Genomic DNA, 24850 nt, shown 5'->3' with positions numbered 1-24850 from the left:
ACACGGACTCTGGCGTCTGACGAACCCCGGGTGCCGCCGATACCCGCCGCTATCGCGGGTGCTAGGTCCGTCGACCCTTGGCGATGGGCAGTTCCTCGGTAATTACGGCAGTGGCCACCACATGCCGTCGGGGCGATTCAGCCACAGCCGATTGCCCTTGGCCTCAACGGTGAGCCCGAACCGGTCGGCTGAGGGGCTGCCCCACGAGACCCACTTGAGGTAGGCGTCGGCCACCTCGTCCCACAGACGGCGTGAGCCGTACTGAGTGACCTGGAAGTCGTCGGCTCCGGGTACCGCGTCGCAGGCCGCCCACGAGCCCTCCGGGTTTCCCATCTCCTGCAACAGCAGCGAGTACCCGTCCGGTTCGCTGATCACCAGCCAGTCGACGCCAGGAGCCAGGGCGACGCCGGCCAGGTGTGCCCCTAGATCGGCCGTGACGACGGTGCGTGGATGCAGTCGGGTCGCGCTCGTCTCGGCATCCTCGCTGTGGTGGGAGTTCCATACGTGGTCGCTTCGCTGGGACCGCACCATCATGTAGTTGGCCCGGCCGTGGAAGGACCCAACGGCCGTGGAATCGTCGATCACCGTGAGCCGCAGTTTGTGGCCGGTCGCGCCGCCGGGCTGCCAGGGGAGCACGATCACGCCTCCGGGCCGGGTCTGCTCGATCCAGGCCGCCGGGATGTCGGCCACACCCGCCGTGACGTGGACGCGGTCGAACGGCGCCCGTTCGGGGCAGCCTTTCAGACCGTCGCCCACCACGAGGTGTGGCGTGAACCCGGCCGCTTCGATGTTGGCCGCAGCCCCGGCCGCGACGGCGGGGTCAACCTCTATGGACGTGACGTTGTCGGCTCCGGCCCACCACGACAGCAGGGAGGCCGTCCAGCCCGATCCGGTGCCGATCTCCAGAATCCGGTCACCCTTGTGCGGCGCCAGCAGCTCCAGGAACGGGAAGACGACGCCCGGGGCGGACACCGAGGAACTGGACTGGCCCTTCCCTGCGGCCGGGTCGGTGTCGCCGTCGTCGGACTGGATGATGATGGCCGCATCGGAGTAGACGGCCTCCCACCAGGCCGCGCTGTCGGTGGCGATGTCGATGGGGTAGCCCGTCTCGTTCCAGCGGTCCGGCTTGGCCCAGGCCGACATGGGCGCGAACAGGTCGCGAGGCACCTCGGCCAGTGCTCGCGCCCACCGCTCATCTCCCAGCAGGCCCCTGCCGCGAAGGTCGTCGGCCAGTCGCCCCGCCATTGCCTGGACATCGGCCGTGTCCGGTGGGCTCATCTCGTCCACACAGGTCCTTCCTCAAGGATGTCGGCCAGGGCCGAGGCGATGGGCAGGCCGGTCTCGTCGGCCAGCCAGAACCACTCTCCCCGCTGGTTGGTCTCCAGGTATACCCACTCGCCGGAGGGCGTGCAGATCAGATCGCTGGCTCCGTAGACGAGGCCGAGGCGCTCGTGCAGCTTCACGAGCCCCTTCTCGGTGTCCTCGGGAAGGTCGATCGCCGTGTAGGTCAGGGAGTCGTAGTCTGAGCGCCAGTCGGTCTTGCCCGCCTCGGTGGAGGCGTCGATGCGGACGGTGAACACCTTGGTGCCGACGACGATCGCGCGGGCCTCGAACGCCTTGGGCATCTGCTCCTGGAGGAGCTGCGCCGTCCTGGCGAACGCCGGGTCCAAGAGCTCGTCGAAATCGCCCACAGGCGAGGTGTACAGGGCCCGGATGCGTCCCTCGTCGGCGTGCCACACGCCCGACATGGGCTTGTAGATGATCGGCTTGTCCCGCTCCTTGGCCCAGGTGTGGGCGGCTTGCGGGTCGTTGGTGATGATGCTGGGCGGGACGGTCAGGCCGACCTGGGCGGCCACGGTGAGTTGGACGGGCTTGTACTCGGCACGCATGGCCGCCATGGGGTCGTTGACCCACAGGCAGCCGCCCTGCCCGAGGGCGATCAGGATGCCGCCGAAGCCGTAACGGGCCTCCCCGTAGGCGAAAGCCGACTCGGGGCTGGACATGCGCTCGTCCATGACGAACTGCGTGGGCCTGCGCCAGTAGACGGCTCCTACCTCGGCCAGGTTCAGCGACGTGGCGCGCGGGCCGGTCAGCGTTCCGGCCCAGCAGGTGGCGCCCGCCTCGATCGTGGCCGCCATGGACAGCGTCCCGGGAAAGTCAGCGGTGTCGATGGTGACAACGGGCGTACCGCGTCCGGCCAGCTCGGCGGCCACTCGTTGGGCCACCACATCGGTCTCGTCGGTGACGATCAGCACGGTGTGTGTCACGGATCTGCTCCTTCAGTCCGTGCCGATCTCTTCGGGCGCGGTGCCGTCCGGATTGCTGGAGCTGGTGGCCCGGGTCTGTCCCTCGTGCGCGCCCGCCGTGATCGGGGGCAGGACGAGGAAGCGCAGCCCCCAGGGCCGGGCGTCGCCGGCAGGGGTGGCCGGAGCGGACAGGACGTGCCGGGTCGGCAGCATCGGGAAGACGTTGCCGACGCGGAAGATCAGCCCGCGCGACTCGCCGTCCGGGGAGTGGGTGATCAGGTCCAGCTCGGTCATGGTCTGGGACATGGTGAACCTTTCTCGTGGGGGTTCAACTGACCTTGCGGAGGTGGCCGCCGGGCCGTCGGCCGGCCGTTTGTGCAGTCGACTGATCTCGTTCTTCGGCCTCTAGAGCCAGCCGTAGCCCTTGAAGGCTGGAAGCGCAGTGCACGCTTGTCTTGCCGGGCGCAGGAACACGACATAAGGCGATTCAGGAACCGGGGACACAGCTCTCGGTGATCTCCCGCGCGCCGGCGGTCTCGGCGGCTGCGGAGGTCGTGACCCCAGCGTGGCGAGGGCTTGGACAGAGGGCTAGGAGATTTCACGAGATTGCAGAAGATCGCGTGCTTGCTCGATGAGGGCCCGTGCTTCCTCCCCGTAGACGGCTTGCCCCTGAAGGGCCGTGAACGCCTTGAGGAAGAACGCGATGTCCTCGGCCCGCGTCGTCTGGAAACGGCCGGTCCACAGCTCGCTGCGCACAAGGAAGGAGTCGAACATGTAGAAGCACTCGCCGCCCCAGAGCTTGCGGAAGCCAGGAGGGATGATCCCCAACGCGACGTTGGGCAGACGAGTGACATGCGCCAGGAAGTCGAACTGCTCGTTCATCGCGGCCATGTCGCCGAAGGCGTAAGTCAGGACGGCGGCCTCCACGACGAAGCTGAACATGTGGGCGGTGCCGCCGGTCACCAGATGTTGGCGCTCCAGCCGGGCTTGGACGGCCTCCTCCACGCCTTCGAGCGGCAAGCCGTGAAGGGTGGCGTTGGCGGTGAGGACGCCGCGCACATAGCCGGGCGTCTGCAGGATGCCGGGCACCACGATGGCCTCGTAGGCGCGCAGGAGCTTGGTCCGCTCATACAGAGGCGTTCCGGCCGCTTGGATGGCCTTCTGGCTCTTTCGCCGGAAGTCCTCCCGGTACTCCTCCCACATGCGCTGCACGTCGCGGTAAACAGCGATCAGCTCGGGGACGAGCCCTTCGTCTCCGCAGGCAACGCACCAGGCGCGGATGTCCTCCTCGGAGGGATTCTGCCGGGCGTGCTCGATGCGGGAGATCTTGGTGGCGTGCAGGCCGGTGAGAGCCGCCAGTTGCCTGCCGTTCAGCCCGGCGTCACGGCGCAGATCCCGCAGCCTGATGCCGAACGCCTTCCTGGCTTCGGCCGACTGGTCTTGCACGGCGGGGACGGCTTAGGTCGGCTTGTACTCACGGTGGGGGATGGCCACCGCCCACGCGGCCTCGAAGGCCTCCAAGCACAGCTTGACCACCTCGGGCTCGGTGTAGAGCTGGATCTCGGCGCGGTCCCCGTTGCCGTCCATGACGTTGAACAAGGCGGTGTGACCGTCCAGGACGAAGAAGTCATTGCCGGGCAGGGGCAATGTGGAGGTCAGCCGCCGAGGTAGCCAACGCAGATCCTCGCCCGCGTCCACCGCCGGGCCGCTGAACTGGACGGCCATCCGCTGGTAGTCCGACAAGGGCTCAGAGATCACGCGGACTCGCCGCAGATGCTCTCCGGCCTGCTCCATCTCCGCGACGCTGTCAGCCCAGACCTGATAAGAAGCGGCCACGGCGTCGAGGTCGCCCGCCACGAACAGGGCCAGGTCATCGGCGTCTACGGCGTAGAAGTCGCGGTGCTCAAGCTTGAGGGTCTCGCGTACGTCCTTGAGCAACTCGGACCGCTGCTTGACCGAGATCAATTCCATAGCGCTCCTCAACGTACATATGCACGAACCGCTCGGCCAGCGCCTCCGGGATCTCCACGAATGTCTCGTCGTCCCGCAAGGCGTGAAGCTGGACCGCGACGCTCTCGCCCTGGCGGTTGCCCTGCACCACCCAGCTTCCCCGATCGGTGCGATAGAAGCTGGGGCAATCGTCCTTGGTCTTGGAGTCGGGGTCCTTGCAGTAGAAGGTAAGCCGTAGGCCGTCGCCGCTACCGGGGGATTGCATGAGACTGCACCTCCAAGGGGCGCGAATCGCCACCCTGAGGGTGCATGCCATGCCGACCGGGGTCAAGCGGCCTGAAAGGAACGGCTGCAGGATCTGCCCGCGTCTCCTGAAGTGACTTCCATTCGGCCACGGACACGATCACGGCGTGCGGGCGTCCGTTTCGGGTGAGGATGAAGCGGTCATGTTCGCGAGCGGCTCGGTTGGCGAGTTCGGTCAACCGGTCCTTGGCCTCACTGATCGGAATGATCTCCATAGCGGCCATGATGTCGACCGAACCGGAATATCGGCCGAGGATCGGGCCATGAACACAGTTGATGCCGTACGGAGGCGGGATCTGCCCTGCTGACCTCCGGGAGTTCTGGGGCGGGGCCGGTGGGCGTGGTGCTGTGCCCACCGGGTCTTTCGCGGGGTCACCCGACCACCTTGTCCAGGAAGCCGGCCAGGTTGGTCGCGGTCCTGGCGATCTGCTCCTCCAGTGTGAGCGACTCGTGGAGCCGTCCGCCGGGGCCGACGTCCTTCTTTCCGCGCAGGTAGAGCGAGCAGGCCAGGTCGGTGCAGATGTAGGCGCCCACCGAGTTGCCCTGCTGCCCGTTGCGCCCCGCTCTGCGCGCGGTCATCAGCGAGACGCCGTTTCCCGTGTGCATGGTCAGGCAGAACGAGCACATGCTGCGCCGTACGTGCCCGGCATGGGGTGCGGCCTGCCGCAGCGCAACCCCCACGAACCCGTCGCCGGACTCGGCGACCAGGTAGCCCCGCTCCGGCGAGGCGGGGTCCCGCCACCCGAGGAAGTCCAGGTCGTCCCAGGGGCGCGTGGCCAGATCCCTGGGGACGGCCAGCCGCTTCGCCTCCCCCTTGGTGCAATTGACGAACGACGCGCGGATGTCGCCTTCGGTAACTGGTCTCATAGATGGGGAAGCTAGCTTCCTTAGGACTATTAAGCAAACACTTAAAGCCTCTAAGTACGTGAGAAGGGTGGCACATGGCACGCGCGGGGGTGACCGCCGAACGCCTGACCCTGGCGGCGGCGGACCTGGCCGACGAGATCGGCTTCGAGAAGGTGACCGTCTCGGCGCTCGCCCGCAGGTTCGGCGTCACGGACGCGAGCCTGTACTTCCACATCAAGAACGCACGGGACCTGAGGGTGAGGGTGGCGGTGCTCGCCCTGGCGGAGCTCGCCGACAGGGCCGCCGCCGCCCTGGCGGGGCGCGCGGGCAAGGACGCCCTGGTGGCCTTCGCGAACGCCTACCGGGACTACGCCAAGGAGCATCGGGGGAGATACGCCGCGATGCAGACCGAGCTCGACCCGGAGACGGCGGCCGCCAGCGCGGCGGGTCGGCACTCGGAGATGACGCGGGCGATCCTGCGCGGCTACGACCTGCCGGAGCCCGCCCAGACGGACGCGGTACGGCTGCTGCACAGCACCTTCCACGGATACGTGAGCCTGGAGACGGCGGGCGGATTCCGGCACTCGGGCGAGGAGGAGGCCTCGTGGTCCAGAATCCTGGACGCCCTCGACACCTTCCTCAGAAACTGGCCGTCGCCCTGACCCCGCCCGGCCCCGAGATCCCGGCCACGGTGGCGGCGGACGCGAGAAGTTCGAGGTCCGAGGGCCGCCAGCACGGGGGAGTGGGGCGGACGACGATGGGCGCATGGGATATGAGATCCGGGCGATCGACGCCGAGACGGTGGGGGCGCTGCTGGACAGGGACGACGCGGGCCGGGAGCCGCGCGTGTTCGTCGCCGAGGAAGCCGGGGCTCCGTTGCGCTGCTGTCTGGGCAAGGCGGAGGCGGGGGAGCGGATCGCGCTGCTGTCGTACGCGCCGCTGCGTCGCTGGGCGGCCGAGCGGGGAGTGGACCCGGGGGCCTACGACGAGCAGGGGCCGGTCTTCGTGCACGCGGGGGACTGCCCCGGCGCGAAGCCGGGCTGGCCCGAGGCGCACACGGCGCATCGGATGCTCCGCGCCTACGCCGCCGACGGGCACATCCTGGGGGGACGCCACCTGGCCGCCGGTGACGATCCCGACACGACGCTGCGGGAGGTGTTCGAGGACCCCGAGGTGGCGGTGGTGCACGTGCGCGCGATCGAGTTCGGGTGCTTCCATTTCGAGGCGCGGCGCGACTGAGACGGCGTCGTCTTCGAACGGCCGCTTTCCGGGCCACGGTGGTTTCTCCGCAGAAGAGCGCCGACGGCTTCGCAACGTGTTCACAGCGTGTGAAATTCCGCCGTTTCCGATGACTCTCCGCAGTAATCTCCTGAACGCGATCGGAAACGGCGGGAGGAGCCCGGAGATGACTGCTTCACCGGAACCGGACCCGTATGCGTCCCCACGCATTCGATTCGGGGCGGAACTTCGGAAGATCCGGCTGCTGGCCGGGCTGAGTCAGCGGGAGCTCGGCGGTCTCATCCACCTGTCGGGCAGCCAGGTCAGCATGGTCGAGAGCGGCCGCCGATCCCCCACCCTGGAGCTGGCCCGCACGGTGGACGCCGTCCTGGGCCGGGGCAGGGAGCTGACCGACCTGCTCGACCGCCTGACCCGGGAGGCCGACCAGATGCCCCGCTGGTTCCGCCCCTGGCTCGACTTCGAGTCCGAGGCGGAGTCGCTGCACGTCTGGCAACTGGCGATGGTCCCCGGCCTGTTCCAGGTCGAGGGCTACGCGCGGGCGCTGATCGCCAACGAGCCCGGCACCACCCCGGAGCAGGCGGAGGAGCGACTGGCGGCCCGGTTGGAACGGCAGCGCCTCCTCGACCGGGCCAGGCCGCCGATGATGTGGGTGGTGCTGGACGAAAGCGTTCTGCACCGCCCCGTGGGCGGCCCGGAGGTGATGAAGGAACAGATGCGGCAATTGCTGGAGCTCGCCGAAAGGCCGCACATCTCACTGCAGATGCTTCCCTATGCCGCTTACGGCACCGTCGGGCTGCTCGGCAGCTTCGTCGTCGCGGAGATGCCGCATGAGGCTCCGCCCGTGGCCTACATCGATTCCCAGAGCACCGAAGACCGAGTGAGCGATAGGACAAAAGAGGTAAAAAGCTTAATATGCAGACACGGCGTGATCAGGGCCGACGCCCTGTCCCGGCGCGAGTCACTCGGCCTCATCAAGGAGACGATGCGCAGATGGACGACCTGACCCGCGAGCTTCTCGCCGCTCGGTGGCGTAAGTCCAGCCTGTCCGGCGGCGACGGAAGTGATTGCGTCGAGGTCGCCGCGCTTTCCGGTGGGCGTCGTGCCGTTCGGGACACGAAGGACCGCACCGGCCCGGCGCTCGTCCTCAGCGCCGACGCCTGGTCCGCGCTCACCGCCGTCATCAAGACCGGTCACCTGGCCTGAGGGGGCGGGCTCGACCAAGGAGAGGATGCGCAGATGGACGACCTGAGCCGGGAGCTGGCCGCCGCTCGGTGGCGCAAGTCCAGCCTGTCCGGTCACGACGGGGGCGACTGTGTGGAGGTCGCAGCCCTTTCCGGCGGCTGCCGTGCCGTCCGGGACACGAAGGACCGCACCGGCCCGGCGCTCGTCCTCACCGCCGAGGCCTGGGCCGCTTTCAGCGCGGCCATCAAGGCCGAACGGCTCGGCTGACCTCGGCAGGAGGAGGCGAAAGGCGCGGACGTCAGTCGATCAGCCGACGCCACCACGAACTCTTCCGACGTCCAGCGGCCTGGGCGTCTCTGAGGTTCTCCTGCGCTTTTCGCGTGACCGGATGGTCGCTGCCCAGTGCTTGCTCGAGATCTGGCAGCACCTGCTCGTACAAGGCGACGGCCTCCTCCGCTCGTCCCGCCATCCAGTACGCGTAGGCGAGGTTGGAGCGGCTGACCAAGGTGTCGGGGGGATCGACTCTCTGGACCCGCTCGTTGTCGGCCAGCAACCGCTCGAACAGGGGGATGGCCTGCTCCGCCCGCTCGACCGTCAGGTAAGCGGTCGCGAGGTTGTGGCGGTAGGTCAGGGTGTTGGGGTGATCGTCTCCCTGTATCCGCTCGTTGTCGGCCAGTATCTGTTCGAGGAGGGGGACGGCCTGCTCCAGCCGTCCGCTCGCCTGGTAGCCGAGGGCGAGGTCGTTGCGGCTGATCAGGGTGTCCGGGTGGTCGGCGCCCAGTGTTCGTTGCCGATCGGCCAGTATCCGTTCGAGCAGGGGGATGGCCTGCTCCACCCGCCTGGCCTCCATGTAAGCGGTCGCGAGGTTGTGGCGGCTGTTCAGGGTGTTGGGGTGACTGTCTCCCCGCGTCCGCTCGTTGTCGGCCAGTACCTGTTCGAGCACGGGGATGGCCTGCTCCACCCGCCCGGTCTCCGTATAGGCGGTCGCGAGGTTGTGGCGGCTCTTCAGGGTGTTGGGGTGACTGTCTCCCTGTACCCGCTCATTGTCGGCCACCAACTGTTCGAACAGGGGAAGGGCCCGTTCCACCTGCCCCGCCGCCTGGTAGGCGAGGGCGAGGGCGTTGCGGCTGAGCAGGGTGTCGGGGTGGTCGGCGCCCAGTGTCCGCTGTCGATCGGCCACTACCCGCTCGTACAGGGGGACGGCCTGCTCCGCCCGCCCGGCGTCCAGGTGGGCGCGGGCGAGGTTGTTGCGCCCGGTCAGGGTGTCAGGGTGATCGGCGCCCAGCGCCCGTTCGGAGTCGGCCAGTGCTCTCTCGCGCAGGGGGATGGCCTGTTCCCTCTGCCCCGCCGCATGATAGGCGCGGGCGAGGGCGTTGCGCCCGGTCAGGGTGTTGGGGTGGTCGGCGCCCAGCACCCGCTCGCTGTCGGCCAGTGCTCTCTCGTACAGGGGGATGGCCTGCTCCACCCGTCCCACCGCCTGGTAGGCGGCGGCGAGGTTGTTGCGGCTGACCAGAGTGTCGTGGTGATCGTCACCCAGTGCCTGCTCGCTGTCGGCCAGTACTTTCTCGAGCAGAGGGATGGCCTCCTCCGCCCGCCCCACCGCCCGGTAGGCGGCAGCGAGGCTGTCGCGGCTGAACAGGGTCTCGGGGTGAGCGTCCCCCCGCACCCGCTTGCTGTCGGCCAGTACTTTCTCGTACAGGGGGATGGCCTGCTCCACCCGTCCCGCCGCCTGGTAGGCGGCAGCGAGGTTGTGGCGGTAGGCCGTGGTGGTGGGGTGATCGTCTCCCCGCGTCCGCTTGCTGTCGGCCAGCATCTGCTCGAACAGGGGGACGGCCTGCTCCACCCGTCCGGTCGCCCGGTAGGTGAGGGCGAGGTTTTGGCGGCTGTTCAGGGTGTCGGGGTGGTCGGCGCCCAGTGTTCGCCGTCGATCGGCCAGTACCCGCTCGAGCAGGGGGACGGCCTGCTCCACCCGTCCGGCGTCCAGGTAGGCGAGGCCGAGGTCGCTGCGGCTCTTGAGGGTTTGGGGATGCTCGGGCCCCAGTCGCCGCACGTTGTCGGCCAGCTTCAGTTTGAGCAGGGCGATGGCCGATTCCGGCGTGCTCACGGTCGCCTGGCCATCGTGTCGCGATCAGTCCAGAAGCGCATTGCCGGCCGTACCGCCCCTGGCGACACGGCCGAGGCCGTGGAAAGCCGGCCTCCGCGCGACGATTTTCGCGGACTCGTCATGAGATTTATCTTCGATGCGAATACCGGCTGGCGGGAGTGGTGATGCCAAATAGCAATAAATCACTATAAAAGGACATGGCGTAATGCTGTAGCGCTTTGTGGCATAAATATGAAGGGTGCGACAGGAGGGAAATGTGGTTGCTCATCGGCGTCATCGCTCGTTGGTCGGAGGTCGCCGTGAGATGGTCCGTCGACGTCGCCTGACGGCGGCGTCGTGAAGCGTTCGCCGACGCCGGTGAGGGTTCACAACGGTGAACCCTCGCCGTCCGGGCCGCGTCACCAGGTCGCGGACATCGGGGGTGACACGAAGTTCAGGAAGCCGGGATCCGACGCGTTCGGGCTGAGCAGGGGAGTGACCTCGTTCTCGCGCAGGTCGTTGTCCAGCCTGCTCAACGGGTAACGGTTGCTCATGAACAGCAGGTGATCTCCGGTGGAGTCGACGCGGAGAAGGCTCCAGTGCGGAACGGGCTCACCGTAGATCTTCATACTGGTGATCAGCGTGCGGGTTCTCACCCCGTCCGCGACGGAGTACTCGTCGATGATGAGGGCGTGCGGGTTGTCGCCGCCGGACTCGCGGGTCCGGCCGACCAGCATGCGCCTGCCGTCGGGGCTGATCGTCGCGGCTATGACGCCCTCCTTCCGCGCCACGGTACGGCCGACCACCGGTGTGTCGCCCTCGGCGGTCGTGTCCAGCACGCGGACTTCGGACTTCACCGTGAAACCGAGGGTGCGGTGATCGGCCGTCCACGACAGGTTGTCGATTCTCTCCGCTCCGTCCACCGCCCAGGAGCGTGTGCTCTTCGTGGACAGATCGACGACGACGAGCCGCGCCACGGGGCAGAACCCCTGTGTCTCGTTCCTGTCGCACGCCTCGCCGTCGAATCCGTAGGCCGGTGGGGAGCCGTTGAGGCTGTAGGCCAGATGGGAGCCGTCACCGCTGAGGGCGAGGGAGCTCACGGCCGCGCCGGTCACCGTGGGGATCTCGCCGGAGGTGGTGTGTGTCCTGTTCCTCTCGCCGTAAAGTTCGACCAGGTGGAACGAGGTGACGCTCGCCTCCCTCTGGCCGAACGTCACCCTTTGGGCGACGTAGAACACTCTGCCGTCGCCGTTCCCGGCGAGCAGGTGGTCGACTGTGCCGCGGGCGGAGCCCTGCGAGACAGGGGGCAACTCGACCCGGTCGACGATCTCCCCTTTTTGTGCGTTGCGGAGCGTCACCCCGTGGTTGTCGCCGACCAGTACGAAGCCCGGGCCGGAATGGATCCCGAACAGGGAATTCATCCAGGGGTTGACGAACAACTTCATCGATAGTATCGAGGCCCCTATAAAGGATGAAAAGACCACAAAAAACAGGGCCATCTGGATGAACTCGTGCTGCTCCTCGTACCAATCGTGCGCGGCCCTCGGGATGGAGAGGATGCTCTCCCCTGCGGCACGCGGGGCATTTCCGACGGCGCGCAGGATTCTCCCGGCAGGAGGCAGGGGTTCCCCCACGGCACGCAGGATCTTCCTGACGGCGTGCAGGGCTCTCCCGGCGGGAGGCGGGGTTTCCTCGATGGCGCGCAGGGTTCTCCTGGCGGGAGGCAGGGGCTCGGCGCGGATGTGTTGATCGACGCCGGAGGCGAAGGCGTCGCGGAGCCGGTCTTCGATCTCCCGGGTCATCGGTTTCCCTCCAGCTTCGCGGCGAGCGTCTTGAGGGCTCGGGACAGGGTCGTCGCCACCGTCGCGCGGCTGATCCTCATCACCTCGGCGATGTCCGACTCCGGCAGGTCCAGGTAGTAGCGCAGCACCACGGCCTCACGCCGGCGGCGGGGCAGGGCGTACACGGCGAGGAACACCTCACGGTGCGTCTCGTCCAGCGGGGAAGCGGCCCACGGTGACCAGAACGGCGCCTCCTGGTCACCGGTGAACCTGCGGGTGACCGCCTGCCGGCGACGGACCGCACGGCACCTCCTCAGCACGGCCGTTCGGAGGCAGGGCAGCACCTGGTCGTAGTCCGTCAACCGGTCCCACCGGCGGTGGAGCGCGACGAAGGCGTCCTGGACGACGTCTTCGGCCGTCCGCCGCGCTCCTACCAGGGCAAGTGCCAAACGGATCAGGTCCGGTTGATGGGCGAGGATCGCCTCGGACACGGACGAACTCGTCGACTGCCTGAAAAGGCGGGCGTGTCTGAGCTCCTTCCGCCTCGCCCGCGCGGCCGGGTGTTCGACGCCCAGCATCCGCGTGAGGCCGGTCAGCACTCGCCTGTGCGAGGGGACGGCGCGTTCTTCCCGTTCCACGGTCCAGCAGGCGCGGGCGAGGTCGTCGTGGGCGGCCAGGATCTCGGGGTGGTCGGGGCCCAGTGTCCGTCGCCGGTCGGTCAGTGTCTCTTCGAGCAGGGGAATGACCTGCTTCGTTCGGCCGGTCGCCAGGTAGGCGCGAGTGAGGGTGTCGTGGGCGACCCGGGTGTCGGGGTGGTCGGGGCCCAGTGTCCGTCGCCGGTGGGTCAGTATCCGTTCGAGCAGAGGGATGGCCTGTTCCCGCTGTTCCATGGCCCGCTGGGCGCGGGCCAGGTCGTCACGGGCGGCCCGGGTGTCGGGGTGGTCGGGTCCCAGCGTCCGCTCGTGTTCGGCCAGCTTCTGCTTGCGGAGGTCGACGGTTGACTTCGACGCGCTCATGATCGATCGACCGTCGTGCCGCCGACGGTCGGGGAGCACACCGCCGATCGCACCGCCATGGACGGCGGCCGCATGGACGGCGAAACGGACGGCGAAGGCGAAGTGGGCGGCGCTGTGGGCGGTGCTGTGGGCAACGCGACCGAGGCCTCGAACAGCGGGCCCCTGCGCGACGGTCTCCACGGACTCGTCATGGCCTCATCTTCGGCGCGGATGCCAATGGCCGAGCGCGGCGATATCAAATAGCAATAAATCGCCGTAAAAAGTCATGTCGAAATGCCGTTGTGTTTTGTGGCGCAAACAGGAAAGTCGAGATGGAAGTGTCCGAAAATAGAGCTGTTTGTCGACGTCGCTGATTGCTGTTCGGGTGTCACCCGTGACGGTGGCGCCGGGTGTCCCGGGTCTTCGGCCGCCGCCCGGCCCAGGAAACCGCCCGTGGGAGAACGGCCTCCAGAGCCTGGAAGCCGTTCTCCCACGGGGAAGGCGTGTCCCTACTGCGCGGCGACGGGCACGCAGGACGCGTAGGTCACCATTTTGTAGGTCTCGGTCTGGCTGTGGTTGACGACGCCGACCTTCCAGGTGCTGGGGTTCTTGCTGTCCATCGTGTTGACGATCACGCTCACCGGCGCGGTCGTCGCGGTGCCCAGGTAGCCGCCGGAGAGGGCGTAGTTCCCCCCGCCGCAGTCGGCCTTGAAGAAGCGGGTGGCGCCGGGTGCGACCGCGCCGCCCTCCCCCTTGATGGGGAAGACCGCGAACTGTCCTGGCGGACCCTGGCGGTTCCAGTCCAGGGCGGTCTCACCCTCCTCGCACGCCGTTCCCTCCGCGACGACCCGCAGCGCGCCGGTCGCGGTGGTGACACAGCCGTGGATGGCCTCCTGATTCATGGCGGTGGCCAGGGCGGCGCCGCCCGCCGTCAGCACTCCGCCGACGAGCATCGCCGCCGCCAGGGCCGCACCTCGGCCTGCCAGTCCCATTCTCAGCTTCATGGTCCACCTCGCGTTCGATGACGATCGATTGGTGATCACGAACGGGATAACGATCAAACCCGGTGGAGGTGATGTCCCACTCGAAAGCCATCGGAGTGACGCGTCCGTCCTCTCACTGGGCGCTCGGTGTTCATCCGCTGATCACCCGGCCCCTTCGTCGTTCCTCGGTTCCGTTGACGCCGTACGGCGGGCCGACACTCTGGCCGCGCCTGGTCCGCCCTCACCACGGCGATCAAGGACTGACGCCTCCGTGGGCCCGGTTCCTACGTCATGGTCGCCGTGTCGGCGTTCGCCAGGCGGGAGGCCAGCACGATCACCGCGGTGCGGGCCGCCGTCAGCGAGTCGGCAGCCAGTGTCCGGAAGCGGCCCAGTTCCGGCACGTCTCCGGCCCGGGTCAGCTCGGCGTGGACGAAGCTCAGGTTCTCCTCGGTCACCCCGAGGTTGCCGAAGTAGGCCCGCAGGTAGGGGGTCTGGAAGTCGAACGCCTCCCGGGGGGTGCCCGGGCCGTACGCGCCGCCCCGCGCGGTGACCACCACCACCCGGGTACGGCCCAGCAGGCTGCCCCCGCCGTCCGGGTCGGTGAACGCCCCGGGGAAGGACACCCGGTCGATCCACGCCTTCAACGTGGCGGGTACCGAGAAGTTGTACATCGGGACGCCGAGCAGCACGGTGTCCACGGCCAGCACCTCCGTGACCAGCGGCAGGGTCAGCGCCCACTCCCGTCTCTCGGCCGGGTCCTCGGCCAGCGCGGTCACTCCGGCCGCAGGGACGACACCGTGTCTCTCCACCCGCCGGCCGAGGGTGGCGTAGGCCGAGGTCACCGGCGGCACCGGCTCGGCGGCCAAGTCTCGGTACCGGTATCCGGCCGTGCCGTGCAGCCTCCGCCAGGTGTCGGCGAACAACGCGGTCAGCCGCCTGCTGACCGAATCGTCGAAATGGTCGGCACTGGAGTCCAGGTGCAGCAGGGACATCATTTGATCTTCTCCGTGTCACGTCGGCCGTGTCGTGTTCGTCATGTGATTGACGGGGTGTGACGGGGAAAGGTGACCGATGAGGAAGAACGACGGGCTGGCTGAGCGGTTCGAGGCGCATCGCGACCATCTGCTGAGGGTCGCCTACCGGATGCTCGGCTCGCTCGGCGAGGCGGAGGACGCCGTCCAGGAGGCCTGGCTACGGCTCAGCCGTGTCGACGCCGACGGTGTCGAGAACCTGGGCGGATGGCTGAGGACGGTCGTCTCCCGGGTGTGTCTCGACATGCTGCGCTCCCGCAGGGCGCGACCGGAGGAACCCGTCGGGCAGCAGGTGCCCGACCTGGTCGGGGACGCCGACAACGGGGGCGATCCCGAGCGGGAGGCGTTGCTGGCCGACTCCGTCGGCCGCGCGCTGCTCGTGGTGCTGGACACGTTGGTCCCCGCCGAGCGGGTCGCGTTCGTGCTTCATGACATGTTCGCCGTGCCGTTCGACCAGATCGCTCCCATCGTGGGCCGCTCATCGGTCACCACGAAGAAGCTCGCCAGCCGAGCGCGCCACAGGGTGCGGGGCGGGTCCGCGATTCCCACCGCCGAACTCGCCCGGCGGCGGCACGTCGTCGACGCCTTCCTCGCAGCCTCGCGCGGCGGTGACCTCGACGCGATTCTCGCGGTGTTGGTCCCTGACGTCGTGCGCCGGGCCGATCCCGCCGCCCTGCCGCCGGGCGCGGCGACGGAGGTCCGCGGCGCGCGGGCCGTGGCGGAGGGGATCGCCGTCTTCGGGCGCAGGGCACGGTTCGCGGAGACGGCGCTGGTGAATGGGACGGTGGGAGTGGTCGTGGCCCCGCGCGGACGGCTGCTCCTCGCCCTCGGCGTCACGGTCGAGGGGGACCGGATCGCCGGATACGACGTGATCGCCGATCCCGCCCGCCTCCGGCGGCTGGACATCGCCATCCTCGGCGACTGACCTCCCGGCGATGCCGCACGGGGTTCGGCCACTCCCTCCGGTGCCAGGTCGCTACTCCACGCTCGCCCGCGCGTACCCGCCCGAGGCCGCGGGCTGCGGCGGCGCGTCCCGGGTACGCCGGGCCAGGCCTGCGGGCCACCAGTTCCACCGTCCGAGCAGGATCATGGCGGCGGGCAGGATCGTGGTGCGGATGACGAAGGCGTCCAGCAGCACGGCCACCGCGAGGCTGAACCCGATCTGCTTCATCTCAGCCAGATGCAGGAACACGAATCCGGCGAACACGGTCACCATGACGACCGCGGCGCCGGTCACCACGCCCGCCGAGCCGGTGATGCCGTCGAGCACCGCCTGCCGGGTCGGCGCCCCGGCGGCCGCCTTCTCACGGACGCGGCTGACCACGAACACCTGGTAGTCCATCGACAGTCCGAACAGGATCACCAGGAGGAACAGCGGCACCCGAGACCCGATCGCGCTGGTGGCGCCGGGGTCGAATCCGAACAGCGACGTCGCCAGGCCGTGCTGGAAGAACACCACCACCAGCCCGAACGAGGCCGCCGCCGACAGCGAGTTGAGCAGCACCCCGAGCAGCCCCAACGTCACCGAGCGGAACACGATCATCGTCATGACCAGGGTGACCAGCAGCAGGAGCCCGGCCACCAGCGGCAGCTTCGCGTTCACGTGATCGAGGTCGTCCACGTTGCGTGCCGCGTCTCCGGTGACGGCCGACTCCACGCCCGCGATCGCGCCCACCGTGGCGGGCAGGTAGTCGTCGCGGACGCGCGACAGTGAGCGCTCCGCCTCCGCCGAGCTCAGCCTGTACGGCACGGCCAGCTCCAGCACGCTGACCCGGCCGTCCTCCGAGGTGCGCACGCCGGTCGAGACCGCCCTGCCGTCTTTGGCGAACAGCGGGTCGGCCTGGGCGCGCCGGCCGAGCTCCCGCAACGCCTGACCGACCTCTTCCGTACGGCTCCGCTCGTCGCGTACGACGATCTGGTGCCGGGTCCGCAACTCGGGGAACGCGGCGGTCATCCGGTCGTGGATCTGCAGTGCCGGGATCTCGCGGGAGTGGCTGTCCCGGTTGAGCACGCGCAGTTCCATGCCCAGCGCGGGCAGGGCCAAGGCGATCATCGCCAGGACGGAGACGGCCAGGGTGAGCACGGGATGCCGGTCGGCGGGCCGCAGCAACGTCCGCCACAACCGGCCGCCGCCCGTCCCACGCTCCCGCTGGCGGCGCGTCGGCGCGCCCCGCCGGGCCGCACGGGCGGCGCGGCGTTCGGCACGCCGCCCGATCCTGACGAGCAGCGCCGGCAGCACGGTCACCGAACTGGCCATCGCGACCAGCACGACGAGCACGGTGCCCGTGGCCAGGGAGGAGAACACGACGTCGGCGGCAAGGTACAGCGTGGCGGTGGAGGCGAGCACGGCCAGCCCCGAGACCACGACCGCCCGCCCCGAGGTGGCGGCGGCCAGTTCCACCACGGCCTGCGCGCTGAGCCGTCCGCCCGCGTGGGCCCGCTCCTCGCGCTCACGCTTGAGGTAGAAGAGCGTGTAGTCCACGCCGACCGCCATGCCGATCAGCAGGATGACGTTGTTGCCGACCCCGGCGTCCGGCAGCAGGTGCGAGGCCAGCATCGACAGCCCCATGGCGGCGGCGATCGACGACAGCGCCAGCAACAGCGGCACCGCGGCCATCAGCACGGAGCCGAACACCACGAGCAGGGTGACCAGCGTGACCGGGAACGAGATCGCCTCCGAGAGCGCGAGGTCGTCGCCGCGCTGCTGGTTGACGCCCTTGCTGATGGAGGCGCTGCCGGTCTGCTCCACGACCAGGCCCGGGTGGTCGCGCCTGGCCGCGGCGGTCTGCGCGAGCAGCGGGTCGACATGCCGCCGGGCGTCCAGTTCTGGGCCCTTCATCGTCACGACGATCATGAGCATCGTGCCGTCGGCCGAACGGGCCGGAGGACTGACGTTCTCGACCTCGGCAAGCCCTCTCATGCGCGTAGTGACGTCCCGTGCGGCGGCGCGGGCGGCGGTGAGGTCCAGCGGCCCCCTCTCGGCCCTGATCAGGACATGCTCCTCGGGCCGACGTTGCAGACCTACGCCGGAGGCGATCTCCTCGGCCCGCCCTGCCTCGCCGATCCAGTAGTCCTCGGTGCCGGCGTCGTTCGTGCCGGCCGCGATCCCGGCGCTCAGGCACAGCGCCACGAACAGCAGCCAGCCGGTGATCGCCCGCCCCGGGTGGGCCGCGCTCCAGGCGGCCACGCGCACGACCGGGGACGGGGACCGGCGTCCCGCCGTCGCGCTCACGGGCGCACCTCACCGGTGTCGGCCAGAGGCCGCCCGCCGGGCGCCGTCGCGGCGCGCGGGCGGTCGAATTTGCATGGGAGCAGCATGAACTGCTCTCCTTTCCATGGGAGGTACGTGCGTATGAAGGCACGCCGGAAACGGCGTGGTCGCGCGACTTCCATCACGGGGGTGGTGAGCTGGCACTCGCCACCCCCGCTCCTGTCGCCGGGATCGGATGAAACGGCGATGTGGCGGCTGGGTGCTGTCGGTCAGCCGACGCTGCGCAGGATGCGCTCGACCTCCGCGACCCGGCCGGTCAGCTCGGCGAGCTGGGCGCCCACCTGGTCTTGCCGCTTGGCCATCCGGTCGACGGCCTCCCGGTACTCCGCCATGGCCGCCCGGTGCAGCCTGGCGCTGAGCACGAAGGCCACCGTGACGCCCACGGTGCAGATCAGTATGACCCCCAGGGGGAGAAGTACTTCCTTCGTCATTGGCTCTCCTGCACGTTGTCGGGTCCTTCCTGTCCGGCCGCCTCGTCCGCGCGAAGAGCGTCGAGGACCGTGTCCACGGTGACGTGGATCCTGAACGGCACCACCTCGTAGAACTTCATCGCCTTTCCCTCGGGGGACAGCTCCAGCTCTCCGGTGATCATTCCGGCCTGCTCCAGCCGCTGGAGATGCATGTAGAGCAGCGGTCGTGAAATGCCCAGCCGCCGGGCCAGCTCGCTGACGTGCAGCCGACCCGCCGAGAGCTCGGCGACGATCCTGAGCCGTTGCGGATGGCCGATGGCCGCGAGTGCGCCCAGCAGCTCCTCACTGGTCAGCGTTCAACTCCCATCGCCACGACTTACACCTGTCATTTATATCTTACATATGTATCACGCGTCGGACGGTTCGGGGCGGGCGCGACCGCCACGGAGGAGATGCGGTTCGCGTCCCTGCACGTCGACGGCGAAGGCCCGGGTTCTCCTCGGTTCCCGAGGGACGTCGAGGGGCAGGGGGCGGCTCGTGGCTTCGCGAAGGGCGCTCCGCCTGCACTACACCTGGTTGAGCTGGGCAGTGTCCCAGTTACGAGGCGTCTGTCGGCGCGGGGACGACCATGGGCCCGCACCGCCCTGGCATCGAGGAGAACGCATGCGAGCCGGTCCGCGACCCCGGCACGGAACCCCTGCGCAGGGGCGCCCGTGATGGGCGGGTTGAGATGGGTCTCCGATGCGTTGTTCGTCCGCGGCGAGAACAGGCACGGCATCCTGCCGGCGCTGCTGATCGTGCTGACCGCCACGACCGGCCTCGTGGACGCCGTCAGCTTCCTCGGGCTGAACCGGGTCTTCGTCGCCAACATGACCGGCAACGTGGTCTTCCTCGGCTTCGCCCTGGCAGGTGACTCCCAGCTGTCGGCGTGGGCCTCGCTCCTCGCCCTGGCCGCCTTCGTCTCCGGGGCGTGGAGCGCGGGACGCCTCGCCGGGCGGATGCGGGACGTCCGGCGGGAGTTCACCGCCCTCACGGTCGCGCACGCGGTCCTGGTCGCCGTCGCCCTCATGGTGGCCTGGCTGGCGGGATACCGCGAGACGGGCGCGCAGGTGGCGCTCATCGGGCTGCTCGGCTACGGCATGGGCATGCAGAACGCCGCCGCGCACCGCCTCGCGGTGCCCGACCTGATCACGATCACCGTCCTCACCAGCACCCTCACCCGTCTGGCCGTCGATCCACCGGGGCGGGCGGGGCTGCGCAGGTCGGTCCTGGTCGCCGCGCTGTTCTGCGGCGCGTTGGCGGGCGCCGCGCTCCACCTCAACGTCGGTCCGGTGTCCGCGCTGGCGGCGGCCCTGATCCTGCTCGTGACCGTCGCCGTCGCCTCCCGCTCCGTCCGGCACGACGGAGCCAGGTGAGGGCTTCGCGGCCGACGCCCTTGAGATTCTCCGACGCTCACGACGGCACCGGCTTTCCGAGCCGTTCCCCTTCCTTTGCGTAGTCATTAAACTACGCTGAGTCGCGAAATCTGCTCCCCTCCCAGTAGGAGTGTGCTCATGGGCGGCTCGGACGTACGGGTTCTCGTCGTCGTGGTGATCGCGGTGTCCCTGTTCCTCGTCGGGCGACGCTTCCAGCGGACCGTGGACACCTGGGCGGGATGGGGGAAGGCGATCAAGGCCGCGGCGGAGGCGGCGGCGAAGATCCCGGGAGCGAAGGCGGCGGCCTGGGCCGCGGTCCGGGGCATGATCGTGGTCGGTCTGGGGGCGCTGGTCCTGTTCGCGGTGCTCACCAACGCGCTCCGCCAGAGTTGAGGCCGCTTCGCCGGAGAGGGCCGTGGCGCCCGGCGGAGGGTCCTCGGCCCTCCGCCGGGTGCGGACGACGCGGGCACGGCGAGGGCGAACGGTCGCCGCGCCGGGGCGCCGCCGCCGGGAGAGGTCCTCCCGTCGGCGGCACTTCCGGGAGCGGTGATCCCGGCCTCGTCGCTCAGTTTCCGCGCAGGACCTCGCGCAGCCGGGGGAGGAATCCGGCGGGGTCGTCGGCGAAGGCGATGTGGCCGCCGGGAAAGAACGTCGGCTCCGTGCCGAGCGCCGCGGCGAGCGCGGCCGACGTGAGGTCGCAGAACTGTCCGGCCGACTCCTTCCCGACGCCGACCACGATGCGGGTCGGTCCGGCGCGCAGGGCGGCGACGTCGGGCTGCCAGTGGGTGGTCGCGCGCATCTCGTGCAGGAACCAGAAACGCTCGTCCGCGACCTGCTGCGGGTCGGGCTCGGCGGGCGTCGCGTGCGCGTCGGCGGCCTCGGTCGGCGGCGCCCCGTGCGCGTCGGCGGACTCCTCGGTCTCGGGGAACGTGATGTTGGCGTTGACCAGGAACTTGGTCCAGGCGCCCCCGACGTCGCCGGAGGCGTAGGTGGCGATGATGTCCTCGACCGCGGCGTCGCGCGCCTCGCGGTCGTCGAGCACGCGGTTCAGCGGGGGCTCGTGCGCGATCACGGTGTGCACCTGCTCAGGGTGGGCGAGGGCGAGCGCCAGCGCGGTGACGGCGCCGCCGCTGGAGCCGAAGACCGCGGCCGGACCGGCGTCGAGGTGGGCCAGGAGCCGGGAGAGGTCGTCGGCGCGCATCTCCGGGGTCGAGTCCTGGTCGGGGTCGTCCAGGAGGCTGCGGTTGAGGCCTCGCGGGTCGGTGGTGAGCACCGTGTGGTCGGCGGCGAGCAGGTCGGCCAGCGGCGCGAAGAACACGGCGTGCATGGGGGCGCCGACGAGCACCACGAGGGGACCCTGGCCCCGCACCTCGTAGTGCAGTGTGGCGTCGGGAACCCTGAGGGAGCCGGTGGTGACGGTCGTCGTGTGGTTCATGAGATCTCCTGGAACGGTGCTGTGACATCCGGCCGGAACCGAGGGTCGGCCGGAGCCCCGGTGCCCGGCCGAAAAGGGAGACTCCCGCCGTGGGGAAGAATCGTCGGTGTGAGCGAAGTTTTTTCCACGCGGACCGCCGAGCCCGCCGTGCAGGGGGTGGAGGATTTCGATCTGGCCCGGGCGCGCGACGGGGACGACGACGCGTTCACCCGTCTCGTCCGGCCGTTGCAGCGGGAACTGCACGCCCACTGCTATCGCATGCTCGGCTCCGCCCACGACGCCGACGACGCCCTGCAGGAGGCCCTGCTGCGGGCGTGGCGGGGGCTCGCGCGCTTCGAGGGCCGCAGCTCGCTGCGCTCGTGGCTCTACACCGTGGCCACCCGCACCTGCCTGGACGCCGTCGAGACCCGTGGCAGGCGGGCCCTGCCCGTCGATCTCGGCCCGTCCAGCGACCGAGTCGTGGTCGGCGACGTCCCGCTGACCGAGGTCGCCTGGCTGGGGCCCTACCCCGACGCGGGCCTCGCCGACGGCCCGGCCGGTCCGGGGGCGCGCTACGAGCAGCGCGAAGCCGTCGAGCTGGCCTTCGTCGCCGCCCTGCAGCACCTGCCGGGCAACCAGCGGGCGGCGCTGCTGCTGTTCGAGGTCCTCGGCTTCTCCGCCGCCGAGATCGCCGCCATGATGGACACCTCGGCCACGTCGGTGAACTCCGCCCTGGCGCGGGCCCGCAGGGTCGTCGCGGAGCGGGTTCCCTCCCTCACCCAGCAGCGGACGCTGCGCCGGATCGGCGACGCCCGGGTGCGGGAGGTCGTCGCCGGTTACTCCGCCGCGTTGGAACGCGGCGACGCCGACGCCCTGGTGGCGCTGCTCACCGAGGACGTCACCTGGTCGATGCCGCCGCTGGGGCACTGGTACCGCGGCATCGAGGCCGTCACCGACTTCGCCGTACGAATCCCGCTGACCGGCTGCGGGAGCTGGCGGCACCTGCCGACCGGCGCGAACGGCCAGCCCGGCGTGGGCTGCTACCTGTGGGACGACGAGGCCGGCGCGCACCTGGGCTGGGCGGTCGACGTGCTGACCCTGCGCGGCGGGCGGATCGCCGAGGTCACCTCGTTCCTCGGCTCCGGCCACTTCGCGGGATTCGGGCTGCCCGACGCACTGCCCTGACCCGGGCGGCGGCGACGGCCGTCCGCTCGGCGGACTCCGCCGTCCGTGCACGGCCAGGAGACGGCCCGGGACCCGCCCCCGATCCCGGGCATCCGTCACCTGGTCAGCGGGTCATCCGCTCAGCGGACCACGATGAAGTCGGCGGCCTGTCTGGGGGCGCGGTCGCGCGGCGGGGCGGCGGGGCGGCCGACGGCCACCGCGCCCATGGGGTCCCAGTTCGCGGGCAGGTCGAGCACCTCGCGCACCACCTGGCGGCAGAACATGGTGGAGGAGACCCAGGCCGAGCCCAGACCCTCGACCGCGAGCTGGACCAGGAGGTTCTGCACCCCCGCGCCCGCCGCGACCACGAACATCTCGCGCTCGGCGGCGTTGCGCCGGTCGTCGCGGTAGGTGTGCGAGCCGTCCATGACCAGGCAGGGCACCACGAGGTACGGCGCGCCGCGCAGCACGTCTCCCCGCCTGACCCTTCTCGCGATCGCCTCCTCGGAGAAGCCGTCGCCGCGCAGGTCGGCGATCCAGGCCTCGCGCATGGCGTCGAGCAGCTTGGCGCGGATCTCGGGCGACTCCAGCAGCACGAAACGCCACGGGGTCGTGTGGTGCGGGGCGGGCGCGGCGATCGCGGCCTCGACCGCCCTGCGGACCTTTGCGCCGTCGACCGGCTCGGCGGCGAACTCGCGCACCGTCCTGCGGGCGAAGAGCACGTCACGGGAGCCGTACCGGAACATGTCGTCCTCCGGCTGGCGGACCAGTTCGCGGACGCCGGGGCCGTCCTCCTCCGTGGTGTACTCGGCCATCCCCCTGATCACCGCGACCGGGGTCTGCGCGAGCTTGCCCTTGACCAGGTCGCCCGCCGCGGCGAACTCGTCGGCGACCGCGGTCATGGTGACCTCGAGCGCGTTGCCGTGGTCGTCGGACATGCCCCGGTAGTCGAGCATGGGCGTCAGCCCGGCGACGCCGATCGCCATGTCGGTCTGGCCGTTGCGCCACGGGCGGCCGAAGGTGTCGGAGACGACCACGCCGACCGAGACGCCGAGCCGCCGCCTGACGCTCGCACGCACCGCGGCCGCCGAGGCGTCCGGGTCGACGGGGAGCAGCACGACGGTGCCGGACTCGGTGTTCGAGGCGTCGACCCCGGCGGCGGCCATGACGAAACCGTGCGCGGTCTGCGCGATCACCGTCTCGCCCCTGCGGGCGACGACCCTCGTGGTCTCCGCCGCGACGGCCTCGACACGGCTGACGCCTCTGCGGACCCGGCCCTCGGCCTTGCTGGAGATCTTGGAGGTGACGACGAGGATGTCGCCGTCGCGAAGGTCCGGCACGGCGGCGGCGATCAGCTCCCCGACGTCGTCGCCCTCCCGGACCTCCGGGATCCCGGGGATCGCGAAGATCTCCAGCCGGGCGTCCGGGCGGTCGTCCTGGATGCGGCGGATCCTGCTCATCGGGCGGCCTCGTCCCGGCCCGCGTCCGACTGCCCGGCCCGGCCCGAGCCTGTCCCGGTCCCTGTGCCGGTCCCGGTGATTCCGGCGAGCGCCGTGGCCAGGTCGAGGGCGGCCCCGGCGATCGCGGCGGCCGACTCGACGTCGTGCATGATCAGGGGGCGGGCCTCGACGCGCACGCCGTCGAGGGCGACCCCCGCGTCCTCCTCCGCGACCAGCCAGCCGTTCACCAGCGGTGAGCCGTACAGTTCCAGGACCGCCTGGGCGGTGGTCTCGACGCCGATCGCGGTGAGGCAGGCGTCCGCCATGCCGCGGACCGGCGCGCCGCCGACGATGGGGGAGACGCCGACGACGGTCTTGGCCTCCAGCGCCTCGCGGATGCCCCTGATCTGCAGGATCGTGCCGATGCTGACCACCGGGTTGGACGGCGGCAGGATCACCACGTCGGCGTCGGCGACGGCCTGGAGCACACCGGGCGCGGGACGGGCCTCGTCCGCGCCGACCAGGATGATCTGCTCGGCGGGCACCGAGGCGCGCAGCCGTACCCACCACTCCTGGAAGTGCACGGCCCTGCGGCCACGCTCGTCGGAGATGACCACATGGGTCTCCGTCCGGTCGTCGGTCATCGGGATCAGCCGCACGCCCGGCTGCCAGCGCGCGCACAGCGCCTCGGTGACAGCGGACAGGGGATATCCGGCGGAGAGCATCTGGGTACGGACGATGTGGGTGGCGAAGTCGCGGTCGCCGAGGCCGAACCACTGCGGCTCGACGCCGTAGGCGGCCAGCTCCTCCTTGACGACGTGTGTCTCCTTCTGTCTGCCCCAGCCCTGCTCCTCGTCGATGCCGCCGCCCAGGGTGTACATCACGGTGTCCAGGTCGGGGCAGACCTGCAGGCCGTACAGGGTGATGTCGTCACCGGTGTTGCCGATGACGGTGATCTCGGAGTCGGGAGCGGCGGTGAGGAGGCCGCGCAGGAAACGGGCGCCGCCAATTCCGCCGGCGAGGGACACAATGCGCATGCCGTCCAGTGTTTCACTGCCCGGACCGCGCTGTTCGGAGGGCCCGACACCACGGGGAAGC

The 24850-nt window shown here is 70.0% G+C and carries 28 protein-coding genes; 9 read left to right on the top strand and 19 right to left on the bottom strand.

The window, feature by feature from the left end; all coding sequences use genetic code 11:
- Positions 1 to 102 precede the first annotated feature (102 nt).
- The 8 genes from PKF00_RS08970 to PKF00_RS08940 form a co-directional block, all read right to left on the bottom strand.
- Entirely contained in the window at positions 103 to 1278 is a 1176-nt protein-coding gene (locus tag PKF00_RS08970) for a protein-L-isoaspartate O-methyltransferase family protein (protein WP_271217041.1), read from the bottom strand.
- Positions 1275 to 2267 carry an ATP-grasp ribosomal peptide maturase gene (gene tgmB, locus PKF00_RS08965; protein ID WP_271216914.1) on the bottom strand — a complete coding sequence of 331 codons (993 nt, stop codon included), beginning with the start codon at positions 2265 to 2267 and terminating at the stop codon, positions 1275 to 1277. The genes PKF00_RS08970 and tgmB overlap by 4 nt, the downstream gene beginning before the upstream one ends.
- Positions 2268 to 2279: 12 nt before the next feature.
- The gene (locus tag PKF00_RS08960) at positions 2280 to 2552 is read right to left on the bottom strand and encodes a hypothetical protein (RefSeq protein WP_271216913.1); all 273 of its coding nucleotides are present in this window, start codon (positions 2550 to 2552) and stop codon (positions 2280 to 2282) included.
- Between the two features lie 282 nt (positions 2553 to 2834).
- On the bottom strand, positions 2835 to 3692 hold the full coding sequence (locus PKF00_RS08955) for a helix-turn-helix domain-containing protein (protein WP_271216912.1): 858 nt from the start codon (positions 3690 to 3692) through the stop codon (positions 2835 to 2837).
- Between the two features lie 12 nt (positions 3693 to 3704).
- Positions 3705 to 4217 (bottom strand): DUF6879 family protein, encoded by a 513-nt coding sequence (locus tag PKF00_RS08950; RefSeq protein WP_271216911.1) that lies wholly within the window; start codon positions 4215 to 4217, stop codon positions 3705 to 3707.
- Positions 4150 to 4461, bottom strand: coding sequence for a hypothetical protein (locus PKF00_RS08945; protein WP_271216910.1), 312 nt, complete (start codon positions 4459 to 4461; stop codon positions 4150 to 4152). The genes PKF00_RS08950 and PKF00_RS08945 overlap by 68 nt, the downstream gene beginning before the upstream one ends.
- Positions 4445 to 4714: a type II toxin-antitoxin system Phd/YefM family antitoxin gene (locus PKF00_RS44635; RefSeq protein WP_369011159.1), complete on the bottom strand. Its 270-nt coding sequence runs from the start codon at positions 4712 to 4714 to the stop codon at positions 4445 to 4447. Before PKF00_RS44635 ends, PKF00_RS08945 begins: the two co-directional genes overlap by 17 nt.
- Positions 4715 to 4871: 157 nt before the next feature.
- Complete coding sequence (locus PKF00_RS08940) at positions 4872 to 5366, bottom strand: FBP domain-containing protein (protein ID WP_271216909.1); 495 nt, start codon at positions 5364 to 5366, stop codon at positions 4872 to 4874.
- 74 nt (positions 5367 to 5440) lie between these two features.
- On the opposite strand from PKF00_RS08940, the gene PKF00_RS08935 reads away from it, so the two are divergent.
- From PKF00_RS08935 to PKF00_RS08915, 5 genes are all read left to right on the top strand, one after another.
- The gene (locus PKF00_RS08935) at positions 5441 to 6007 is read left to right on the top strand and encodes a TetR/AcrR family transcriptional regulator (protein WP_271216908.1); all 567 of its coding nucleotides are present in this window, start codon (positions 5441 to 5443) and stop codon (positions 6005 to 6007) included.
- A 103-nt stretch (positions 6008 to 6110) separates the two neighbouring features.
- The gene (locus tag PKF00_RS08930; protein ID WP_271216907.1) at positions 6111 to 6584 is read left to right on the top strand and encodes a DUF1203 domain-containing protein; all 474 of its coding nucleotides are present in this window, start codon (positions 6111 to 6113) and stop codon (positions 6582 to 6584) included.
- A gap of 166 nt (positions 6585 to 6750) precedes the next feature.
- On the top strand, positions 6751 to 7587 hold the full coding sequence (locus PKF00_RS08925; RefSeq protein ID WP_271216906.1) for a helix-turn-helix domain-containing protein: 837 nt from the start codon (positions 6751 to 6753) through the stop codon (positions 7585 to 7587).
- Positions 7575 to 7787: a DUF397 domain-containing protein gene (locus PKF00_RS08920; RefSeq protein WP_271216905.1), complete on the top strand. Its 213-nt coding sequence runs from the start codon at positions 7575 to 7577 to the stop codon at positions 7785 to 7787. Before PKF00_RS08925 ends, PKF00_RS08920 begins: the two co-directional genes overlap by 13 nt.
- Before the next feature lie 33 nt (positions 7788 to 7820).
- The gene (locus tag PKF00_RS08915) at positions 7821 to 8033 is read left to right on the top strand and encodes a DUF397 domain-containing protein (RefSeq protein ID WP_271216904.1); all 213 of its coding nucleotides are present in this window, start codon (positions 7821 to 7823) and stop codon (positions 8031 to 8033) included.
- Between the two features lie 31 nt (positions 8034 to 8064).
- Here the strand turns inward: PKF00_RS08915 and PKF00_RS08910 are convergent, their stop codons facing one another.
- The 5 genes from PKF00_RS08910 to PKF00_RS08890 form a co-directional block, all read right to left on the bottom strand.
- Positions 8065 to 9870: a tetratricopeptide repeat protein gene (locus PKF00_RS08910; RefSeq protein ID WP_271216903.1), complete on the bottom strand. Its 1806-nt coding sequence runs from the start codon at positions 9868 to 9870 to the stop codon at positions 8065 to 8067.
- Positions 9871 to 10268: 398 nt separating this feature from the next.
- The gene (locus PKF00_RS08905; protein ID WP_271216902.1) at positions 10269 to 11651 is read right to left on the bottom strand and encodes a hypothetical protein; all 1383 of its coding nucleotides are present in this window, start codon (positions 11649 to 11651) and stop codon (positions 10269 to 10271) included.
- Positions 11648 to 12826: a sigma-70 family RNA polymerase sigma factor gene (locus PKF00_RS08900; protein WP_271216901.1), complete on the bottom strand. Its 1179-nt coding sequence runs from the start codon at positions 12824 to 12826 to the stop codon at positions 11648 to 11650. The genes PKF00_RS08905 and PKF00_RS08900 overlap by 4 nt, the downstream gene beginning before the upstream one ends.
- Positions 12827 to 13134: 308 nt before the next feature.
- On the bottom strand, positions 13135 to 13629 hold the full coding sequence (locus PKF00_RS08895; protein WP_271216900.1) for a hypothetical protein: 495 nt from the start codon (positions 13627 to 13629) through the stop codon (positions 13135 to 13137).
- 263 nt (positions 13630 to 13892) lie between these two features.
- Positions 13893 to 14603: an FMN-dependent NADH-azoreductase gene (locus PKF00_RS08890; RefSeq protein WP_271216899.1), complete on the bottom strand. Its 711-nt coding sequence runs from the start codon at positions 14601 to 14603 to the stop codon at positions 13893 to 13895.
- A 76-nt stretch (positions 14604 to 14679) separates the two neighbouring features.
- Between PKF00_RS08890 and PKF00_RS08885 the strand changes: the two genes are divergently transcribed.
- On the top strand, positions 14680 to 15564 hold the full coding sequence (locus PKF00_RS08885) for a sigma-70 family RNA polymerase sigma factor (RefSeq protein WP_271216898.1): 885 nt from the start codon (positions 14680 to 14682) through the stop codon (positions 15562 to 15564).
- A gap of 51 nt (positions 15565 to 15615) precedes the next feature.
- Here PKF00_RS08885 and PKF00_RS08880 read toward each other — a convergent pair whose 3' ends face one another.
- From PKF00_RS08880 to PKF00_RS08870, 3 genes are all read right to left on the bottom strand, one after another.
- The gene (locus tag PKF00_RS08880; protein ID WP_271216897.1) at positions 15616 to 17871 is read right to left on the bottom strand and encodes an MMPL family transporter; all 2256 of its coding nucleotides are present in this window, start codon (positions 17869 to 17871) and stop codon (positions 15616 to 15618) included.
- 248 nt (positions 17872 to 18119) lie between these two features.
- Complete coding sequence (locus tag PKF00_RS08875) at positions 18120 to 18341, bottom strand: hypothetical protein (RefSeq protein ID WP_271216896.1); 222 nt, start codon at positions 18339 to 18341, stop codon at positions 18120 to 18122.
- Entirely contained in the window at positions 18338 to 18637 is a 300-nt protein-coding gene (locus PKF00_RS08870) for an ArsR/SmtB family transcription factor (RefSeq protein WP_271217040.1), read from the bottom strand. Before PKF00_RS08870 ends, PKF00_RS08875 begins: the two co-directional genes overlap by 4 nt.
- Before the next feature lie 399 nt (positions 18638 to 19036).
- Here PKF00_RS08870 and PKF00_RS08865 point away from each other — a divergent pair, with 399 nt between their 5' ends.
- The gene (locus PKF00_RS08865; protein WP_271216895.1) at positions 19037 to 19735 is read left to right on the top strand and encodes a YoaK family protein; all 699 of its coding nucleotides are present in this window, start codon (positions 19037 to 19039) and stop codon (positions 19733 to 19735) included.
- 138 nt (positions 19736 to 19873) lie between these two features.
- Entirely contained in the window at positions 19874 to 20128 is a 255-nt protein-coding gene (locus PKF00_RS08860) for a hypothetical protein (protein WP_271216894.1), read from the top strand.
- Positions 20129 to 20300: 172 nt separating this feature from the next.
- Here PKF00_RS08860 and PKF00_RS08855 read toward each other — a convergent pair whose 3' ends face one another.
- Positions 20301 to 21170: an alpha/beta fold hydrolase gene (locus tag PKF00_RS08855; RefSeq protein ID WP_271216893.1), complete on the bottom strand. Its 870-nt coding sequence runs from the start codon at positions 21168 to 21170 to the stop codon at positions 20301 to 20303.
- 108 nt (positions 21171 to 21278) lie between these two features.
- On the opposite strand from PKF00_RS08855, the gene PKF00_RS08850 reads away from it, so the two are divergent.
- Positions 21279 to 22334 carry a sigma-70 family RNA polymerase sigma factor gene (locus tag PKF00_RS08850; protein WP_271216892.1) on the top strand — a complete coding sequence of 352 codons (1056 nt, stop codon included), beginning with the start codon at positions 21279 to 21281 and terminating at the stop codon, positions 22332 to 22334.
- Positions 22335 to 22453: 119 nt separating this feature from the next.
- Here PKF00_RS08850 and PKF00_RS08845 read toward each other — a convergent pair whose 3' ends face one another.
- Positions 22454 to 23773, bottom strand: coding sequence for a coenzyme F420-0:L-glutamate ligase (locus tag PKF00_RS08845; protein WP_271216891.1), 1320 nt, complete (start codon positions 23771 to 23773; stop codon positions 22454 to 22456).
- Complete coding sequence (gene cofD / locus PKF00_RS08840; protein ID WP_271216890.1) at positions 23770 to 24789, bottom strand: 2-phospho-L-lactate transferase; 1020 nt, start codon at positions 24787 to 24789, stop codon at positions 23770 to 23772. Before cofD ends, PKF00_RS08845 begins: the two co-directional genes overlap by 4 nt.
- Positions 24790 to 24850 lie beyond the last annotated feature (61 nt).

Source organism: Streptosporangium carneum, from assembly GCF_027922005.1.
GTDB lineage: Bacteria > Actinomycetota > Actinomycetes > Streptosporangiales > Streptosporangiaceae > Streptosporangium > Streptosporangium carneum.
Note: the sequence above shows the minus strand (reverse complement) of the source record. Positions and strands in the feature narration are given on the sequence as shown.

What these genes read in the sequence shown, in the direction of transcription:
- PKF00_RS08970 (WP_271217041.1), bottom strand. Translation starts at nt 1,278, where the DNA reads ATGAGCCCACCGGACACGGCCGATGTCCAGGCAATGGCGGGGCGACTG.
- PKF00_RS08960 (WP_271216913.1), bottom strand. Translation starts at nt 2,552, where the DNA reads ATGTCCCAGACCATGACCGAGCTGGACCTGATCACCCACTCCCCGGAC.
- PKF00_RS08950 (WP_271216911.1), bottom strand. Translation starts at nt 4,217, where the DNA reads ATGGAATTGATCTCGGTCAAGCAGCGGTCCGAGTTGCTCAAGGACGTA.
- PKF00_RS08945 (WP_271216910.1), bottom strand. Translation starts at nt 4,461, where the DNA reads ATGCAATCCCCCGGTAGCGGCGACGGCCTACGGCTTACCTTCTACTGC.
- PKF00_RS44635 (WP_369011159.1), bottom strand. Translation starts at nt 4,714, where the DNA reads ATGGAGATCATTCCGATCAGTGAGGCCAAGGACCGGTTGACCGAACTC.
- PKF00_RS08940 (WP_271216909.1), bottom strand. Translation starts at nt 5,366, where the DNA reads ATGAGACCAGTTACCGAAGGCGACATCCGCGCGTCGTTCGTCAATTGC.
- PKF00_RS08935 (WP_271216908.1), top strand. Translation starts at nt 5,441, where the DNA reads ATGGCACGCGCGGGGGTGACCGCCGAACGCCTGACCCTGGCGGCGGCG.
- PKF00_RS08930 (WP_271216907.1), top strand. Translation starts at nt 6,111, where the DNA reads ATGGGATATGAGATCCGGGCGATCGACGCCGAGACGGTGGGGGCGCTG.
- PKF00_RS08925 (WP_271216906.1), top strand. Translation starts at nt 6,751, where the DNA reads ATGACTGCTTCACCGGAACCGGACCCGTATGCGTCCCCACGCATTCGA.
- PKF00_RS08920 (WP_271216905.1), top strand. Translation starts at nt 7,575, where the DNA reads ATGGACGACCTGACCCGCGAGCTTCTCGCCGCTCGGTGGCGTAAGTCC.
- PKF00_RS08915 (WP_271216904.1), top strand. Translation starts at nt 7,821, where the DNA reads ATGGACGACCTGAGCCGGGAGCTGGCCGCCGCTCGGTGGCGCAAGTCC.
- PKF00_RS08905 (WP_271216902.1), bottom strand. Translation starts at nt 11,651, where the DNA reads ATGACCCGGGAGATCGAAGACCGGCTCCGCGACGCCTTCGCCTCCGGC.
- PKF00_RS08895 (WP_271216900.1), bottom strand. Translation starts at nt 13,629, where the DNA reads ATGAAGCTGAGAATGGGACTGGCAGGCCGAGGTGCGGCCCTGGCGGCG.
- PKF00_RS08890 (WP_271216899.1), bottom strand. Translation starts at nt 14,603, where the DNA reads ATGATGTCCCTGCTGCACCTGGACTCCAGTGCCGACCATTTCGACGAT.
- PKF00_RS08885 (WP_271216898.1), top strand. Translation starts at nt 14,680, where the DNA reads ATGAGGAAGAACGACGGGCTGGCTGAGCGGTTCGAGGCGCATCGCGAC.
- PKF00_RS08875 (WP_271216896.1), bottom strand. Translation starts at nt 18,341, where the DNA reads ATGACGAAGGAAGTACTTCTCCCCCTGGGGGTCATACTGATCTGCACC.
- PKF00_RS08865 (WP_271216895.1), top strand. Translation starts at nt 19,037, where the DNA reads ATGGGCGGGTTGAGATGGGTCTCCGATGCGTTGTTCGTCCGCGGCGAG.
- PKF00_RS08860 (WP_271216894.1), top strand. Translation starts at nt 19,874, where the DNA reads ATGGGCGGCTCGGACGTACGGGTTCTCGTCGTCGTGGTGATCGCGGTG.
- PKF00_RS08855 (WP_271216893.1), bottom strand. Translation starts at nt 21,170, where the DNA reads ATGAACCACACGACGACCGTCACCACCGGCTCCCTCAGGGTTCCCGAC.
- PKF00_RS08845 (WP_271216891.1), bottom strand. Translation starts at nt 23,773, where the DNA reads ATGAGCAGGATCCGCCGCATCCAGGACGACCGCCCGGACGCCCGGCTG.
- cofD (WP_271216890.1), bottom strand. Translation starts at nt 24,789, where the DNA reads ATGCGCATTGTGTCCCTCGCCGGCGGAATTGGCGGCGCCCGTTTCCTG.